The 15,348-nt window shown below is 69.7% G+C and carries 16 protein-coding genes; 7 read left to right on the top strand and 9 right to left on the bottom strand.

Going from position 1 to position 15,348, the window contains the following annotated elements:
• Positions 1 to 176 precede the first annotated feature (176 nt).
• Positions 177 to 1,049 carry a GNAT family N-acetyltransferase gene (locus ACIQR3_RS15855; RefSeq protein ID WP_403538794.1) on the top strand — a complete coding sequence of 291 codons (873 nt, stop codon included), beginning with the start codon at positions 177 to 179 and terminating at the stop codon, positions 1,047 to 1,049.
• Positions 1,050 to 1,058: 9 nt separating this feature from the next.
• On the opposite strand, the gene ACIQR3_RS15860 is transcribed toward ACIQR3_RS15855, so the two are convergent.
• Positions 1,059 to 1,481 carry a heme-binding protein gene (locus tag ACIQR3_RS15860; protein ID WP_403538796.1) on the bottom strand — a complete coding sequence of 141 codons (423 nt, stop codon included), beginning with the start codon at positions 1,479 to 1,481 and terminating at the stop codon, positions 1,059 to 1,061.
• A 106-nt stretch (positions 1,482 to 1,587) separates the two neighbouring features.
• On the bottom strand, positions 1,588 to 2,796 hold the full coding sequence (locus ACIQR3_RS15865) for an MFS transporter (protein WP_403538799.1): 1,209 nt from the start codon (positions 2,794 to 2,796) through the stop codon (positions 1,588 to 1,590).
• A gap of 139 nt (positions 2,797 to 2,935) precedes the next feature.
• Between ACIQR3_RS15865 and ACIQR3_RS15870 the strand changes: the two genes are divergently transcribed.
• Together ACIQR3_RS15870 and ACIQR3_RS15875 are read left to right on the top strand one after the other, a co-directional pair.
• Positions 2,936 to 3,400, top strand: a complete 465-nt coding sequence (locus ACIQR3_RS15870) for a MarR family winged helix-turn-helix transcriptional regulator (RefSeq protein ID WP_403538802.1) — start codon at positions 2,936 to 2,938, stop codon at positions 3,398 to 3,400.
• Between the two features lie 53 nt (positions 3,401 to 3,453).
• Positions 3,454 to 3,906 carry a GNAT family N-acetyltransferase gene (locus ACIQR3_RS15875; RefSeq protein WP_403538806.1) on the top strand — a complete coding sequence of 151 codons (453 nt, stop codon included), beginning with the start codon at positions 3,454 to 3,456 and terminating at the stop codon, positions 3,904 to 3,906.
• A gap of 62 nt (positions 3,907 to 3,968) precedes the next feature.
• Here the strand turns inward: ACIQR3_RS15875 and ACIQR3_RS15880 are convergent, their stop codons facing one another.
• Both ACIQR3_RS15880 and dnaB read right to left on the bottom strand, forming a co-directional pair.
• The gene (locus ACIQR3_RS15880) at positions 3,969 to 5,354 is read right to left on the bottom strand and encodes a serine hydrolase domain-containing protein (RefSeq protein ID WP_403538809.1); all 1,386 of its coding nucleotides are present in this window, start codon (positions 5,352 to 5,354) and stop codon (positions 3,969 to 3,971) included.
• 76 nt (positions 5,355 to 5,430) lie between these two features.
• A complete protein-coding gene (gene dnaB / locus ACIQR3_RS15885; protein WP_403538812.1) occupies positions 5,431 to 6,909 on the bottom strand; it encodes a replicative DNA helicase in 1,479 nt (492 codons plus the stop codon).
• Positions 6,910 to 7,368: 459 nt separating this feature from the next.
• Between dnaB and ACIQR3_RS15890 the strand changes: the two genes are divergently transcribed.
• Complete coding sequence (locus ACIQR3_RS15890; protein WP_403538815.1) at positions 7,369 to 8,706, top strand: MATE family efflux transporter; 1,338 nt, start codon at positions 7,369 to 7,371, stop codon at positions 8,704 to 8,706.
• A 142-nt stretch (positions 8,707 to 8,848) separates the two neighbouring features.
• Here the strand turns inward: ACIQR3_RS15890 and rplI are convergent, their stop codons facing one another.
• The 4 genes from rplI to rpsF all read right to left on the bottom strand — a co-directional run bounded on the left by rplI (position 8,849) and on the right by rpsF (position 10,578).
• Positions 8,849 to 9,295 (bottom strand): 50S ribosomal protein L9, encoded by a 447-nt coding sequence (gene rplI / locus ACIQR3_RS15895; protein WP_215169674.1) that lies wholly within the window; start codon positions 9,293 to 9,295, stop codon positions 8,849 to 8,851.
• Between the two features lie 18 nt (positions 9,296 to 9,313).
• Positions 9,314 to 9,550 (bottom strand): 30S ribosomal protein S18, encoded by a 237-nt coding sequence (gene rpsR / locus ACIQR3_RS15900; RefSeq protein WP_003949403.1) that lies wholly within the window; start codon positions 9,548 to 9,550, stop codon positions 9,314 to 9,316.
• Between the two features lie 72 nt (positions 9,551 to 9,622).
• Complete coding sequence (locus ACIQR3_RS15905) at positions 9,623 to 10,213, bottom strand: single-stranded DNA-binding protein (protein WP_403538818.1); 591 nt, start codon at positions 10,211 to 10,213, stop codon at positions 9,623 to 9,625.
• A 74-nt stretch (positions 10,214 to 10,287) separates the two neighbouring features.
• Positions 10,288 to 10,578, bottom strand: coding sequence for a 30S ribosomal protein S6 (rpsF, locus tag ACIQR3_RS15910; protein WP_215169684.1), 291 nt, complete (start codon positions 10,576 to 10,578; stop codon positions 10,288 to 10,290).
• Between the two features lie 277 nt (positions 10,579 to 10,855).
• Here rpsF and ACIQR3_RS15915 point away from each other — a divergent pair, with 277 nt between their 5' ends.
• The 3 genes from ACIQR3_RS15915 (at position 10,856) to ACIQR3_RS15925 (ending at position 13,557) form a co-directional block, all read left to right on the top strand.
• Positions 10,856 to 11,170 carry a hypothetical protein gene (locus ACIQR3_RS15915; protein WP_403538820.1) on the top strand — a complete coding sequence of 105 codons (315 nt, stop codon included), beginning with the start codon at positions 10,856 to 10,858 and terminating at the stop codon, positions 11,168 to 11,170.
• A 176-nt stretch (positions 11,171 to 11,346) separates the two neighbouring features.
• Positions 11,347 to 12,468, top strand: a complete 1,122-nt coding sequence (gene femX, locus ACIQR3_RS15920; protein WP_215169687.1) for a peptidoglycan bridge formation glycyltransferase FemX — start codon at positions 11,347 to 11,349, stop codon at positions 12,466 to 12,468.
• A gap of 57 nt (positions 12,469 to 12,525) precedes the next feature.
• Positions 12,526 to 13,557, top strand: a complete 1,032-nt coding sequence (locus ACIQR3_RS15925; protein ID WP_215169689.1) for an alanine racemase — start codon at positions 12,526 to 12,528, stop codon at positions 13,555 to 13,557.
• Positions 13,558 to 13,757: 200 nt separating this feature from the next.
• On the opposite strand, the gene ACIQR3_RS15930 is transcribed toward ACIQR3_RS15925, so the two are convergent.
• Positions 13,758 to 15,254: a glycosyltransferase family 87 protein gene (locus ACIQR3_RS15930; protein WP_403538824.1), complete on the bottom strand. Its 1,497-nt coding sequence runs from the start codon at positions 15,252 to 15,254 to the stop codon at positions 13,758 to 13,760.
• Positions 15,255 to 15,348: the final 94 nt, after the last annotated feature.

The following is a 15,348-nucleotide window of genomic DNA, read 5'->3' on the forward strand; positions in this document are numbered from 1 at the left end:
GCCCATCTCCGACCCGTCAGCCTTCTGGGCCCGCATTCCGCGTTCGCCGCCGTTTCACGTGAAACACCACTGCGGGACCCCATGCCGCGCCCGTCATCGATGACATGTCCAAAAGCCCGTACGTCTCCCCGGAAACGGGTGGACGGCGGGGGCCGCCGTCAGACAGCCTGACCCGCGTGCCGACTCCTTCCCTCGCCGCTCTGCCGATCCGACGCCTGACCTTCCGCGATCTCGCCGCGTGCGCCGATCTGTCCCAGGACCGCGGCTGGCTCCGCGAAGAACACAAGTGGGGCCTGCTCCTCACGGCCGGGCAGGGCTACGGCATCGACGACCCCGGTGGCGGACTGGTCGCCGCGTGCACCGTCACCGAGTACGGCCCTCCCGGGCGCCCGGCTCTCGCGGCCGTCGGCATGGTGCTGGTCGCCGCGCGGCACGCCCGCCGAGGAGTCGGACGCCGGCTCATGCGCCACGTCATGTCGACGACGGGTCCCACGCCACTGACCTTGCACGCGACCCCGAACGGCCGGCCGCTCTACGAAGAGCTGGGCTTCAAGGTCACCGGCAGCGTGGAGATGGTCCGCGGACACTTCTCGCCGGGCGTCGGCGGCCCCGCATCCCGGATTGCCACGCGGGCGGCCACGGCCGATGACCTGGCCACGGTGGTGCGACTCGACGGCGAGGTCTTCGGGACGGATCGCACGCACATCCTCGCGCGGCTGCCCGCCTTCGCCGACCGGTTCCGGGTCGCGGAGGAGAACGGCCGGCTCATCGGCTACGCCGCGGCCTGGCCCAACACGGACAGCCATGTCGTGGGCCCGCTCATCGCCCGTGACACGGAGACGGCCAAGGCTCTGCTCTCCTCCCTCGCCGCGCAGACCGACGGCCCGCTGCGTACGGACATCGATGTACGGCACGAGGAGCTGCTGGCCTGGGTCAAGGACCGTGGCCTGTCGTCCGTCGGCCACAACGCGGTGATGACCCATGGCATCACCGCGCTGCCGGGGGACTGGAGCCGCCGCTTCGCTCCGCTGACGGTGGCGGCCGGCTGACCCGGTCCCTCAGCCCAGGGACTCCACGGCAGCCGAGGCGAAGGCGTGGTCCTGCTCCGGAGCCCCGCCGCCGACACCGATGGCGCCGATCAGCCGGCCGTCGCGGTGGACCGGCACGCCGCCCGCGATGAACAGCAGGGGCCGGTCCAGCGCGGTGGGCAGCGTGTGGAAGACGCCACCGGGCTGGACCGCCTCGACCAGGTCGGCGGTGGGCGTGTCCAGCTGGAGTGCCGTGTAGGCCTTGCGGGTGCTCGTCTCCCCGGAGATCAGCACGGCACGGTCGTCGCGCCGGAAGGCGATCAGGTGACCGCCCGCGTCGAGGACGGTGACGCTGACCCGGACCCCGGCGTCCTCGGCGGCGCGGGACGCGACAGTGACGAGGGCTTCGGCGTCCTGGGTGGTCAGCGGGGCGGGGGCGATGGTGGTGCTCATCAGGGTTCTCCCTTTTCTGCGGGGGGTTTCTGCGGGGGGTTTCTGCGGGGGGTTTCTGCGGGGGGTTTCTGCGGGGGGTCTGCGTGGGGCTTCTGCGGGGGTGCCCTCAGTGAACGGCGGTCGTCCGCTGCCCGGTCGACAGAGAGCCCGTGACGATCGTGCTGGGCGCACCGTCGCGCCGCTCCAGGGCTGCCGAGAGGAAAGCGAGGACCAAGGCCGCCGCGGCCAGGACGGCACCCACCCAGTTCGGGGCGGTGTAGCCGAATCCGGCGGCGATGACGAGACCACCGAGCCAGGCGGACAGCGCGTTGCCCAGGTTGAAGGCACCGATGTTCACGGCGGAGGCCAGGGTCGGGGCCCCGTGTGCCTGGTCGAGGACACGCTTCTGCAGCGGCGGAACGGTGGCGAAACCGAGGGCGCCGATCAGCACGATGGTCACGGCTGCCGTGATCTCGTTGTGCGCGGTGAGCGTGAACAGCGCCAGCACCACGGCCAGGGCGCTCAGGGAGACGTACAGCAGGGGCATCGTGGCCCGGTCGGCCAGCTGGCCGCCGACCAGGTTGCCGCCGACCATGCCGAGGCCGAAGAGCACCAGCAGCCAGGTGACCGAGGTGTCGGCGAAGCCGGCGACGTGGGTCATCATCGGCGCGATGTAGGTGATGGCCGCGAAGACCCCGCCGAATCCGAGGACGGTCATCGCCATCGCGAGCAGGACCTGGACGTTCTGGAAGGCGGCCAGCTCGTGCCGGAGCCGCACTCCCTCGGGCTTCGGCAGGTCGGGGACCAGTTTCGCGATGCCGGCCAGCCCGATGACACCGAGTGCGGCGACGAGGCCGAAGGTGACCCGCCAGCCGACGGACTGACCGACGAGGGTGCCCAGCGGAACGCCGACCACGTTGGCGACGGTCAGCCCGGTGAACATCATGGCGATGGCCCCGGCCTTCTTGTCGGGAGCCACGAGATCGGCGGCGACGACCGAGCCGATCCCGAAGAAGGCGCCATGGGCGAGCGAGGCCACCACCCGGCCGGTCACCATGACCCAGAAGGAGGGGGCGAGAGCGGAGAGCAGGTTGCCGACGACGAACAGCCCCATCAGCAGCATCAGCATCCGCTTGCGGGGGACCCTGGTGCCGAGAACGGTCATCAGCGGGGCGCCGAACATGACACCGAGGGCGTAGCCGGTCACCAGGAAACCGGCAGTGGGAATGGAGACCCCGTAGTCACCGGCGACCTCGGGCAGCAGCCCCATGATCACGAACTCGGTCGTTCCGATCCCGAAGGCCCCGATCGCCAGGGCGAGGAGCGCGAGAGGCATGGGTAGGTACACCTTTCCAGAGTTTGCAGGAGCGCTTGAACCGCGCCCACAATAGTTGCACACGCTAGCTAACAGCAAACGCCCTCTATTGCATTCCTGGCTTACCCTTGTCTCAGCCGCTCCGGGACGGAGGAACGCCATGACAGCGACAGACCCCGCACTCACCGCCCTCGCCCAGGGATGGTGCGCACTCTCCCTGCTCCACGGGAGGATCGAGACCCACATCGAGCGCGCCCTGCAGGCCGGTCACGGCCTCAGCGTGCGCGAGTACTCCCTGCTCGACGTACTCAGCCGCCAGCACGACGGCGACGGAGGGCATCTGCAGATGAAGCAGGTCGCCGACGCGGTGGTGCTCAGCCAGAGCGCCACCACCCGCCTGGTGACCCGTCTTGAGGACCGCGGCCTGCTGGAGCGCTACCTCTGCCCCACCGACCGTCGCGGCATCTACACCAACGTCACCGAGGACGGTCTGAAGCTGCTGAACGAGGCCCGGCCCACCAACGACACCGCGCTCCGTGAAGCCCTCGACGAAGCCTCGCGGAACCCCGACATCGCCCCGCTGGTCCGGGCCATCGAGACCCTGAAGGCACCGGTCCCCGCCTGAACCCGTTCGGAACCGCCGCCGATGCCGCCGCCCCCCTGCGTAGGGTGCGGGACATGGGAGATCTTGAAATAAGGCCGGCCGTCGAGGACGACATCGCCGCGATCGTCGCCATGCTCGCCGACGACCCGCTGGGCGCCCAGCGCGAGTCGCCCGGCGATCTGCGTCCGTACCTGGCCGCTTTCGAGCGGCTCAGCACCGACCCGAACCAGCGACTGATCACCGCTGTCCGCGCGGGACGGGTCGTGGGCACGCTCCAGCTCACCGTCATCCCCGGCCTGTCCCGGCGCGGCGCGACCCGGTCGGTGATCGAGGCCGTACGTGTCCACGCCGACGACCGCGGCAGCGGCCTGGGGACACAGCTCATCCAGTGGGCGATCGACGAGTCACGTCGCCTCGGATGTGCCCTGGTGCAGCTGACCTCCGACGCCAGCCGCACCGACGCGCACCGCTTCTATGAGCGGCTCGGCTTCTCGGCGTCCCACGTGGGCTTCAAGCTCCAGCTCTGACAAGGCCGGGCAAGGTCGACCGGGAGTGCCCTGTTTCACGTGAAACGGGGCACTCCGGCCAGTCAGCCGATCCCCCGCCACCCCTCCGGGTCCACCCCGCCCGGCACGGGAGCGTCCTCGTCGTACGGCTGCCGTGTGAAGACGAACGACCCGAGGTCGAGGTGGCTCACGGTTCCGTCCGGGCGCCGCACGGCCCGCAGCAGCTCACCGGCGTAGTAGCCCTCCAGGCCGCGCCAGGTGCCGTCGCCGTTGGCCCGGAACCGCGAGCGCCGGCCACCGCCCGCCAACGGCTCCAGGGAGACACCCTCGTCGGCGGTGAGACGCAGGACGAAGGCGTTCGTCCCCCAGTACCACGGCCCCGCCAGTTCCAGTACGGACGCGTCGACCTGCGGCAACGGCCGCCACGGCGCGGGAATCCGCGGCTCGGCCTCCGCGACGATACGGACCAGATCGGCCCCCACCACGGACAGCCGCGGGCCCGAGGTGCAGTTGGCCAGCACCACCGCCGCGACGTCGTCCTCGACACCGATGGTGAGGTTGGCCAGGAAACCCGGCAGCGAGCCGGAGTGCCCCACCAGCATCCGTCCGCCCCCGTGCATGATCTGCAGACCGAGGCCGTACGTCATACCGTCCGCGACGTCCGCCGCCTCGGCTGGTGCCGCCGGCGCCCGCATCTCCCGCACGCTCTCCAAGCTCAGCACCCTGTCGTCCCCGTACGTCAGGAACGCGGCGAACCGCGCCAGGTCCCCGGCCGTCGACCAGAGCTGACCGGCCGGCGCCATCCGCCCCAGGTCCTCCACGGGCTCGGCCAGCATCACGTCCGCCCACGGGTGCACCGCCCAGCCGCCCGCGTGCGGCGCACGGGGACGCGGGCTCGTACGCGTCAGCCCCAGCGGTTCGAGGACCTCCCGCCGCAGTACGTCGTCCCAGGGCGCCCCGCGCACCTCCTCGACCAACGCGCCGAGCAGGGTGTAGCCCGGGTTCGAGTAGTGGTGCCGACGGCCCACCGGGTGCAGGAGGGGCTGCTCGCCCAGCACATCGGCGAGTTCGGGCCGGAGGGAACCGGGGGTCCGCTCCCACCAGGGCGCCGGCGACTCGGCCGCCAGGCCACCGGTGTGGGCGAGCAGCCCGGCGATCGTGGCCTCCCCCGCCCCGGTACCCGGCAGGTGCTTCTCCAGCGGGTCCCCCAGGTCGAGCAGGCCCTCGTCACGCAGGCGCAGGACGAGAACGGCCGTGAAGGTCTTGGTGATCGATCCGATCCGGTACTGCACGTCCGCGTCCGGGGCGTGCCCGTCCACCGATGTCCGCGCACCGTGCCAGACGGTCCGCCCGCCGCGGACGACCGCAGCGGTCAGGGACGGTGCGCGGCCCTCGGACTGGGCCACGGCGATCCGGTGCAGCAGCGCCCGGCGGGTGGCGGGGAGCAGATCTTCCTCAGGTGACGTCATGGCCCCAGTCCACCCGCCCGGACTCCCCGAGTCGAGCTCATTAAGGGAGGGGTCGAGGCGACTCGACGAGCCTGGATCAGGTCTGCGCCATGTCCACGAAGCGCGAGTAGTGCCCCTGAAAGGCGACCGTGATCGTCGCGGTCGGACCGTTTCGGTGCTTGGCCACGATCAGGTCGGCCTCGCCCGCGCGCGGCGACTCCTTCTCGTAGGCGTCCTCGCGGTGCAGCAGGATGACCATGTCCGCGTCCTGCTCGATGGAACCGGACTCACGCAGGTCGGAGACCATCGGCTTCTTGTCCGTGCGCTGCTCGGGACCACGGTTGAGCTGGGAGAGCGCGATGACCGGGATCTCCAGTTCCTTGGCCAGCAGCTTGAGGTTACGGGACATGTCCGAGACCTCCTGCTGCCGGCTCTCGGCGCGCTTGGACCCGCCGGACTGCATCAGCTGGAGGTAGTCGATGACGACCAGCCTCAGGTCGTTGCGCTGCTTGAGGCGGCGGCACTTGGCGCGGATCTCCATCATCGACAGGTTGGGGGAGTCGTCGATGTAGAGCGGAGCCGCCGAGACGTCCGGCATCCGGCGGGCCAGCCGCGTCCAGTCGTCGTCGGTCATGGTGCCCGACCGCATGTGGTGCAGGGCGACGCGCGCCTCGGCGGACAGCAGGCGCATCGCGATCTCGTTGCGCCCCATCTCCAGGGAGAAGACGACACTGGGGAGGTTGTGCTTGATCGACGCGGCCCGTGCGAAGTCCAGCGCCAGCGTCGACTTACCCATGGCGGGACGTGCCGCGATGACGATCATCTGCCCGGGATGCAGCCCGTTGGTCAGCGAGTCGAAGTCGGTGAAACCGGTGGGCACCCCGGTCATCTCGCCGCTGCGCGAGCCGATCGCCTCGATCTCGTCGAGCGCGCCCTCCATGATGTCGCCGAGCGGCAGGTAGTCCTCACTGGTCCGCTGTTCGGTGACCGCGTAGATCTCCGCCTGCGCCCGGTTGACGATCTCGTCGACGTCGTCGTCGGCCGCGTATCCCATCTGCGTGATGCGCGTGCCCGCCTCGACCAGGCGGCGCAGGACGGCACGCTCGTGGACGATCTCGGCGTAGTGCGGGGCGTTGGCCGCCGTGGGTACGGTCTGGACGAGGGTGTGCAGGTACGACGCCCCGCCGACCTTGTTGATCTCGCCCCGTTTGGTCAGCTCGGCGGAGATCGTGATCGGGTCGGCGGGCTCGCCCTTGGCATAGACGTCGAGGATCGCCTGATAGATCGTCTCGTGGGCCGGCTTGTAGAAGTCGTGGCCCTTGAGGATCTCCACCACGTCGGCGATGGCGTCCTTGGACAGCAGCATGCCGCCGAGCACCGACTGCTCGGCGTCCAGGTCCTGCGGGGGAACCCGCTCGAACGCCGGACCCGCGCCGTCCCAGACACCGCTCTCCCGGCCGCGCTCGTGCTGGTCGTCGCGGCCGCGCGCCCCGTCACCGCGGCGGCGGGAGGCGGGCAGACGATCGCTTGGACCGCTGTCGGCCCACGGCTCGTCCAAGGGCTCGGAAATACTCACCGAGCCACCTCCTCCCGTCCGCGGTGCGGACCTCGCCGTGCCCCTCAGTTCTACGGCACGGCACTGACAAATAAGAGGCCCAACTCCGGTTCCGGCGCGGCGGATTTATACCGTTTCGCGAACCGGTGGACGGAGCGGGCGCCGGACCACCGTAGGCCCGTCGGCACCGTCAGCCAATCTGGTTATCCACAGGCCATGTGGACGACGGCCCAGATGCTGTGGAGAACTCCGCGAAACCTGTGCACGACCCGGTGGACAGCCCTGTGAACAAGCCCTCGCCATCCCCTCGATGACAGCCGTGACCAGCACTTTCACCATCCACCGGCTGTGCAGAAGAAAAACTTGCCCGGTCGGATCAAGATCGATGTGGACCGTACACGGATATACACACACTGAGACATAAAGTAAGGGTCACAATAGCTTTGCATCTCTTACCTGTGGAAGATTGGATTGGTGCTCATGACACAGGCCTCCGCGCGCTCCCGCCCCACCCGGGCCCGGCACGACCGAGAGATCATCGCTCTGGCCGTCCCCGCCTTCGGCGCGCTCGTCGCCGAGCCGCTCTTCGTGATGGCCGACAGTGCGATCGTCGGCCATCTCGGCACCGCGCAACTCGCCGGTCTTGGCGTCGCCTCGGCCCTCCTGACCACCGCCGTCAGCATCTTCGTCTTCCTCGCCTACGCCACCACGGCGGCCGTCTCCCGGCGCGTCGGCGCGGACGATCTCCAGGCCGCCATCCGGCAAGGCATGGACGGCATCTGGCTGGCCCTGCTGCTCGGCGCCGCCGTCATCGCCGTGGTCCTGCCCACGGCTCCGTCACTCGTCGAACTCTTCGGCGCCTCCGACACCGCGGCCCCCTACGCCACCACCTATCTGCGCATCTCCTCGCTCGGCATCCCCGCCATGCTCGTCGTGCTCGCGGCGACCGGTGTCCTGCGCGGCCTCCAGGACACCCGGACTCCCCTGTACGTCGCCGTCGGAGGCTTCGTCGCGAACGCCGCCCTCAACGCCGGACTGGTCTACGGTGCCGGCCTCGGCATCGCGGGCTCGGCCTGGGGCACGGTCATCGCCCAGTGCGCGATGGCCGCCGTCTATCTCGTGGTCGTCGTCCGCGGCGCGCGTCGGCACGGCGCTTCGCTGCGCCCGGACCTCGCCGGGATCAGGGCCTCCGCCCAGGCCGGCGTACCACTGCTGGTCCGTACGCTCTCGCTCCGGGCGATCCTGATGATCACGACGGCCGTGGCGGCCCGCCTCGGTGACGCCGACATCGCGGCTCACCAGATCATCCTGTCCCTGTGGAGCCTGCTCGCCTTCGCTCTCGACGCCATCGCCATCGCCGGTCAGGCCATCATCGGACGCTATTTGGGAGCCGGTGACGGACAAGGGGCCCGGGACGTCTGCCGGCGCATGGTCCAGTGGGGCGTCGCGGTAGGAGTCGTGCTCGGCGTGCTGGTGGTGGTCACCCGGCCGGCCTTCCTGCCTCTGTTCACCGGTGACTCCGCGGTCAAGGACGCGGCCCTGCCCGCTCTGGTGGTCGTAGCGCTGTCCCAGCCGGTCTGCGGCGTCGTCTTCGTCCTGGACGGCGTCCTGATGGGCGCGGGCGACGGCCCGTACCTCGCCTGGGCGATGCTGGTCACCCTGGCGGTCTTCACCCCGGTGGCGTTGCTCGTCCCCGTCTACGGCGGCGGGCTCACCGCCCTGTGGGCGGCCATGACACTGATGATGACCGTCCGCCTGGCCACGCTGTGGCTGCGGACACGCTCCGGCCGCTGGGTCGTGACGGGTGCCACGCGCTGACCGTTTCACGTGAAACAACGGGCGACAGCCCGCACCACGCGCTGTCGCCGCGCACGTCAGCGCGAAGTCTTCCGTACGCGAGGAGGGGGCCGCGTCCCAGAAGGACACGGCCCCCTCACTCACCGCTGAGCGGGTACGGCACTCAGGCCGCGACCACCTCGAGGTTGACCTTGGCGTCGACCTCGGGGTGCAGACGCACGGACGTCTCGTGGGCGCCCAGCGTCTTGATCGGCGAACCGACCTCGATGCGGCGCTTGTCGACCTCGGGGCCACCGGCAGCCTTGATCGCCGAGGCGATGTCGGCCTGGGTGACGGAACCGAAGAGACGACCGGCCTCGCCGGCACGGACGGCCAGGCGGACCTTGACGCCCTCGAGCTGGGCCTTCACCTGGTTGGCCTGCTCGATGGTCTGGATCTCGTGGATCTTGCGAGCACGACGGATCTGCTCGACGTCCTTCTCGCCGCCCTTGGTCCAGCGGATGGCGAACTTCCGCGGGATCAGGTAGTTGCGAGCGTAACCGTCCTTGACGTCGACGACGTCGCCCGCGGCACCGAGGCCGGAGACCTCGTGGGTGAGGATGATCTTCATGAGTCGGTCACCCTTCCCTTATCGCGCGGTGGAGGTGTAGGGCAGCAGCGCCATCTCACGGCTGTTCTTCACGGCCGTGGCGACGTCACGCTGGTGCTGGGTGCAGTTGCCGGTCACGCGGCGGGCACGGATCTTGCCGCGGTCGGAAATGAACTTCCGCAGCATGTTCGTGTCCTTGTAGTCCACGTACGTGACCTTGTCCTTGCAGAAAGCGCAGACCTTCTTCTTCGGCTTGCGCACAGGCGGCTTCGCCATGGTGATTCTCCTGTGTGATCAAGAAGTGTGGGTACGAACCCGTCCCTGGCGGACGTCCCTGGAAGGGGCGTCCTAGAAGGGGGGCTCGTCCGAGTAGCCGCCGCCACCGCCGCCGGAGTTTCCACCCCAGCCACCGCCGCCGCCCTGCTGGCCACCGGCGGGAGCGCCGGTCGCCCACGGGTCGTCGGCCGGAGCGCCGCCGCCCTGCTGGCCGCCGCCGGGGCCGCCGCCCCAGCCGCCGCCACCCTGGGCGCCACCGCCACCGCCGCCATAGCCGCCCTGGCCTCCGCGGCCCTGGCCCGAGGTCTTGGTGACCTTGGCCGTGGCGTTGCGCAGGCTGGCGCCGACCTCGTCGACGTCCAGCTCGTAGACCGTGCGCTTGACGCCCTCACGGTCCTCATAGGACCGCTGCTTCAGCCGGCCCTGCACGATGACGCGCATGCCTCGCTGGAGCGACTCGGCGACGTTCTCCGCCGCCTGACGCCAGACCGAGCAGGTCAGGAAGAGGCTCTCGCCGTCCTTCCACTCGTTGGTCTGGCGGTCGAAGGTGCGGGGAGTGGACGCGACACGGAACTTCGCGACGGCCGCACCGGAGGGGGTGAAGCGCAGCTCGGGGTCGTCGACAAGATTGCCGACGACCGTGATGACGGTCTCGCCTGCCATGGGGGAACCTCTCGGCGGGTTTGCTGCTGGCTGCTTGTGCTGCTACTCGAATCCCGGACCGGCTGAGCGGAAGCTCAGTGGGTCTCGGGACGGAGGACCTTGGTCCGGAGGACCGACTCGTTCAGGTTCATCTGGCGGTCGAGCTCCTTGACGACCGCAGGCTCGGCCTGCAGGTCGATGACCGAGTAGATGCCCTCGGGCTTCTTCTTGATCTCGTACGAGAGACGACGACGGCCCCAGGTGTCGACCTTCTCGACCTTTCCGCCGCCGTCACGGACGACGGACAGGAAGTTCTCGATCAGCGGAGAGACAGCGCGCTCCTCGACATCGGGGTCGAGGATGACCATCACCTCGTAGTGACGCATGTGGAACCCACCTCCTTTGGACTCAGCGGCCACGGTCGTTCCGTGGCAGGAGGGTTGTGATGCGTTCGCCTCGGTACCTGTCAGTAGAGCAGCGGCCACTGACAATCAGGACGATCGTCGAGGGCTCTCAAGGCTGCGACTGAGCAGACACCGGTGCAGACGGTACACAGTACCCGCACCTCGGCTTCCGGTTGAAATCCGGCCGGAGAGGCAGACAATCTGTACACAAAGGGTGTGTAGGGCGCTACCATGCGCCGCCTATCGCAGGAGGTGCCCCATGGCACAGGTAATGCGAACCGACACCGCCGGCGGCCTCTTCGCCTCGGACGGCAAGCCCCATCCGCTCCAGGACGCCCTGATGGCCGTGACCCTGGTGCTGGGGATCACGTCGTTCATCACCGCGATGTTCCACCATCTGCACCTGCTCAGCTCCTGGACCGGCCTGCTCGGCATCGTCGCGGGCGCGTACGGCCTGTGGGTCTCGGTGACCACCCGTGAGCGCTTCGGCCTGATCGTGGGCATGGGAGCGGCGGGCGTGGGCCTCCTCCTGGGCATGGCGCACGGCGGCCTGTTCGGCGGGGTCATCGACTGACGCCAGGGACACCACAATCGAACACCGGGTGACGCTCCGGTCTCCGGCGGGTCTCGGCCCGGCCCGGGCAAAGGAGCCGTGGGCCCAGTCGGGGCGCGCCGCGGGCGCAGTAGGCTTCGCGCGAGAGCCGGAGCCCCTGTACCCATGGGGACGAACCAGCCCGAGGAGCGCCCCGAATGAGCCTGACCCTGAGGACCATCAGCCGTGAGCAGCATCTGGCGTACATCCAGAGTCTGCCGTCGGCGAGTCACATGCAGGTCCCGGCATGGGCGGACGTCAAGGCGGAGTGGCGTTCGGAGAACCTCGGCTGGTTCGACGACCGGACCGGCGAACTGGTCGGCGCGGGCCTCGTCCTCTACCGCCAGCTGCCCAAGATCAAGCGGTACCTCGCCTACCTCCCCGAGGGCCCGGTCATCAACTGGTTCGCGCCGAACCTCCAGGAGTGGCTGGAACCGATGCTGGCGCACCTCAAGCGCCAGGGTGCCTTTTCGGTCAAGATGGGCCCGCCGGTGATCATCCGGCGCTGGGGGGCGGCGTCCATCAAGAAGGGCATCCAGGACCCGGACGTCAAGCGCCTGCGCGACATCGAGGCCGACTTCATCGAGCCGCGCGCCTTCGAGGTGGCCGACAAGCTGCGCAAGATGGGCTGGCAGCAGGGCGAGGACGGCGGCGCCGGCTTCGGCGACGTGCAGCCGCGCTACGTCTTCCAGGTCCCGCTGGCCAACCGGTCGCTGGAAGAGGTCCACAAGAACTTCAACCAGCTGTGGCGCCGCAACATCAAGAAGGCCGAGAAGGCCGGCGTCGAGGTCGTCCAGGGCGGTTACCACGACCTGGAGGAGTGGCAGCGGCTGTACGAGATCACGGCCGTGCGCGACCACTTCCGGCCCCGCCCGCTCTCCTACTTCCAGCGCATGTGGACGGCTCTCAACACCGAGGACCCCAACCGCATGCGGCTGTACTTCGCCCGCCACAACGGCGTGAACCTTTCGGCGGCGACGATGCTGGTCGTCGGCGGACACGTCTGGTACTCCTACGGCGCCTCCGACAACATCGGGCGCGAGGTGCGGCCCTCCAACGCCATGCAGTGGACGATGCTGCGCGACGCCTACGCGCTCGGCGCCACCGTCTACGACCTGCGCGGCATCTCCGACTCCCTGGACGAGACCGACCACCTCTTCGGCCTGATCCAGTTCAAGGTCGGCACCGGTGGCGAGGCCGGGGAGTACCTCGGCGAGTGGGACTTCCCGCTCAACAAGCTGCTCCACAAGGCACTCGACCTCTACATGTCGCGTCGCTGACGCCGCGTTTCCCCACCCCCGACACACGCTGCCACGAGAAAGGTTCCAGGTCCGGCCATGGCGCTCACGCTCTACGTCGACACCGCGCGCTGGCGGGCGCACCACAAGCACGTGCAGGAGCAGTTCCCCGCACTGGTCCCGGTCTGCAAGGGCAACGGCTACGGCTTCGGGCACGAGCGGCTGGCGGAGGAGGCCACCCGGCTCGGCTCCGACGTGCTGGCCGTCGGCACGACGTACGAGGCCGCCCGGATCAAGGACTTCTTCGGCGGCGACCTGCTGGTCCTGACGCCGTACCGGCGCGGTGAGGAGCCGGTGCCGCTGCCCGACCGGGTCATCCGGTCGGTCTCCTCGATCGACGGGGTCTACGGCCTCGTCGGCGCGCGGGTGGTCATCGAGGTGATGTCCTCGATGAAGCGGCACGGCATCAGCGAGCAGGAACTGCCGCAGCTGCACGCCGCCATCGAGAACGTCCGGCTGGAGGGCTTCGCCATCCACCTGCCGCTGGACCGCACCGACGGCTCGGACGCCGTCGAGGAGGTCATCGGCTGGATGGACCGGCTGCGCGCGGCCCGGCTGCCGCTGCACACCATGTTCGTCAGCCACCTCAAGGCCGAGGAACTGGCCCGCCTCCAGCAGCAGTTCCCGCAGACCCGCTTCCGCGCCCGGATCGGCACCCGGCTGTGGCTGGGTGACCACGACGCCACCGAGTACCGCGGGGCCGTCCTGGACGTCACCCGGGTCGTCAAGGGGGAGCGGTTCGGCTACCGGCAGCAGAAGGCGGCCTCGGACGGCTTCCTGGTGGTCGTGGCCGGCGGCACCTCGCACGGCGTGGGACTGGAGGCGCCGAAGGCTCTGCACGGCGTCATGCCGCGCGCCAAGGGCGTGGCCCGGGCCGGTCTGGCCACGGTCAACCGGAACCTGTCGCCGTTCGTCTGGGGCGGCAAGCAGCGCTGGTTCGCCGAGCCGCCGCACATGCAGGTCTCGATCCTGTTCGTGCCCTCGGACGCGCCGGAGCCGAAGGTCGGCGACGAGCTGGTCGCCCACCTGCGCCACACCACGACGCAGTTCGACCGCCTCCTCGACCGCTGACAGCCGGGCCCGGCCGACCCGCGACGACGGTCTGGTCGGCCCGGCCCGGACCTCGACGGCCTGACCGCCCGCCTCGGCCCCGATCAGCTCACTCAGGCCCACCGGCTCACCGAGGCCCTCCCGCAGCACGAAGGCCGTACCGCGATCACCGGGTACGGCCTTCCGCGTGCCGGGGAGGCAGTCGCTCCCCGGGCATCCGCTCAGCGCGGCCCGTCTCCGTGCCGCTCGGTGCCCCATTCCACGTGCGGTCCCCCGAACTCCTCCGCGTCCCGCCCCGGACCCGCCCCACGGGCGAGGACGAAGACATCGGCGGCGCCGTCGAGCACCCCGCCGGAGGGATCGTCGTCACCGGCCCTGCGCACCGGGTCCCGGTCCGGCATGAGGATGTCGCGCACCACCATCACGCAGAGGTAGAGCGTGCCCAGCAGATGCAGTCCGATCGCCCAGTGGTAGCCGTCGGCCGGCAGCCCCTTGTGGGCGTCTCCGCTGGTCGTGTACGCGAGGTACATCCAGATGCCCAGGAAGTAGGCGACCTCGCACGCCTGCCAGATCAGGAAGTCCCGCCACTTCGGCCGGGCGAGCACCGCCAGCGGCACCAGCCACAGGACGTACTGGGGCGAGTAGACCTTGTTGGTGAGGATGAAGGCCGCGATGATCAGGAAAGCGAGCTGGGCGAAGCGCGGCCGGCGGGGCGCGGTCAGGCTGAGTGCCGCGATGCCGCCGCAACACAGCACCATCAGCAGCATGGCGAGGGTGTTGACCGTCTCGGTGCTGAGCGGGTCGTCCGAGTTCTGCGCCAGGATCAGCCAGAAGGATCCGAAGTCGACACCCCGCTCCTGGCTGAAGGTGTAGAACTTCGACCAGCCGTCGAAGGCGAAGAGCATCACCGGCAGGTTCACCACGAGCCAGGAGACGGCGGCGCCGCCGAGGGCGGTCCCGTACTCCCGCCACTTGCCCGCCCGCCAGCACAGGACGAGCAGCGGTCCCAGGATCAGGAACGGGTAGAGCTTGGCGGCCGTGGCGAGCCCCAGGAGGACGCCGAAGGCGAGGGGGCGGCTCCTGGACCACATCAGCATCGCCGCGGCCGTCAGAGCGACCGCCAGCAGGTCCCAGTTGATGGTCGCGGTGAGGGCGAAGGCAGGCGCCAGGGCGACCAGCAGGCCGTCCCACGGTCGCCGTCCGTGGGTACGGGTCACGCAGACCGCGATGACCACCGCGCAGATCATCAGCATGCCCGCGTTGGCCAGCCAGTACCACTGCTGCTGGTCCTGGATGCTGTCGCCGCCCGGCGTGAGCCAGGAGGCCACCTCCATGAACACGCCCGTCAGCACCGGGTACTCGAGGTACTGCATGTCACCGGGGATCTTGTCGAAGTACGGGACGAGCCCGTCCGCGAACCCGCGTCCGGTGAAGAGGTGCGGGATGTCCGAGTAGCAGGCGTGCGTGTACTGCGAACCGGCGCCGAAGAACCATCCGCCGTTGTAGCAGGGCGCCTTCTGGACCAGGCCGAGGGCGAACATGCCGATCGCCACGAGTGCGATCACCCGTACCGGTGTCCACCAGGACGTACCGAGCAGGGCCCGTCGGCCGAGGGGACCGCCGATCAGCTCGCTGCCGGCCGCCGCGACCTGGTCCTCCTGGGTCGGCCGCACCGGGTCCGGCCGGGTGCTCGCTTGCGTCGATTCTGCACTGGGCATGGGGCACATCCTGCCGTACGTACCTCTGAAAACGCCGAGGGCCGCCGCACCAGGTCGGTGCGGCGGCCCTGTTTCACGTGAAACATACGGGTGT

Origin of the sequence: Streptomyces sp. NPDC090994 (genome assembly GCF_044768905.1) — a bacterium.
Classification (GTDB): domain Bacteria; phylum Actinomycetota; class Actinomycetes; order Streptomycetales; family Streptomycetaceae; genus Streptomyces.

What these genes read in the sequence shown, in the direction of transcription:
- rpsF (WP_215169684.1), bottom strand. Translation starts at nt 10,578, where the DNA reads ATGCGTCACTACGAGGTGATGGTCATCCTCGACCCCGATGTCGAGGAG.
- ACIQR3_RS15915 (WP_403538820.1), top strand. Translation starts at nt 10,856, where the DNA reads ATGGCACAGGTAATGCGAACCGACACCGCCGGCGGCCTCTTCGCCTCG.
- ACIQR3_RS15865 (WP_403538799.1), bottom strand. Translation starts at nt 2,796, where the DNA reads ATGCCTCTCGCGCTCCTCGCCCTGGCGATCGGGGCCTTCGGGATCGGA.
- ACIQR3_RS15905 (WP_403538818.1), bottom strand. Translation starts at nt 10,213, where the DNA reads ATGGCAGGCGAGACCGTCATCACGGTCGTCGGCAATCTTGTCGACGAC.
- rpsR (WP_003949403.1), bottom strand. Translation starts at nt 9,550, where the DNA reads ATGGCGAAGCCGCCTGTGCGCAAGCCGAAGAAGAAGGTCTGCGCTTTC.
- ACIQR3_RS15870 (WP_403538802.1), top strand. Translation starts at nt 2,936, where the DNA reads ATGACAGCGACAGACCCCGCACTCACCGCCCTCGCCCAGGGATGGTGC.
- rplI (WP_215169674.1), bottom strand. Translation starts at nt 9,295, where the DNA reads ATGAAGATCATCCTCACCCACGAGGTCTCCGGCCTCGGTGCCGCGGGC.
- ACIQR3_RS15890 (WP_403538815.1), top strand. Translation starts at nt 7,369, where the DNA reads ATGACACAGGCCTCCGCGCGCTCCCGCCCCACCCGGGCCCGGCACGAC.
- femX (WP_215169687.1), top strand. Translation starts at nt 11,347, where the DNA reads ATGAGCCTGACCCTGAGGACCATCAGCCGTGAGCAGCATCTGGCGTAC.
- ACIQR3_RS15880 (WP_403538809.1), bottom strand. Translation starts at nt 5,354, where the DNA reads ATGACGTCACCTGAGGAAGATCTGCTCCCCGCCACCCGCCGGGCGCTG.
- ACIQR3_RS15925 (WP_215169689.1), top strand. Translation starts at nt 12,526, where the DNA reads ATGGCGCTCACGCTCTACGTCGACACCGCGCGCTGGCGGGCGCACCAC.
- ACIQR3_RS15875 (WP_403538806.1), top strand. Translation starts at nt 3,454, where the DNA reads ATGGGAGATCTTGAAATAAGGCCGGCCGTCGAGGACGACATCGCCGCG.
- ACIQR3_RS15860 (WP_403538796.1), bottom strand. Translation starts at nt 1,481, where the DNA reads ATGAGCACCACCATCGCCCCCGCCCCGCTGACCACCCAGGACGCCGAA.
- ACIQR3_RS15930 (WP_403538824.1), bottom strand. Translation starts at nt 15,254, where the DNA reads ATGCCCAGTGCAGAATCGACGCAAGCGAGCACCCGGCCGGACCCGGTG.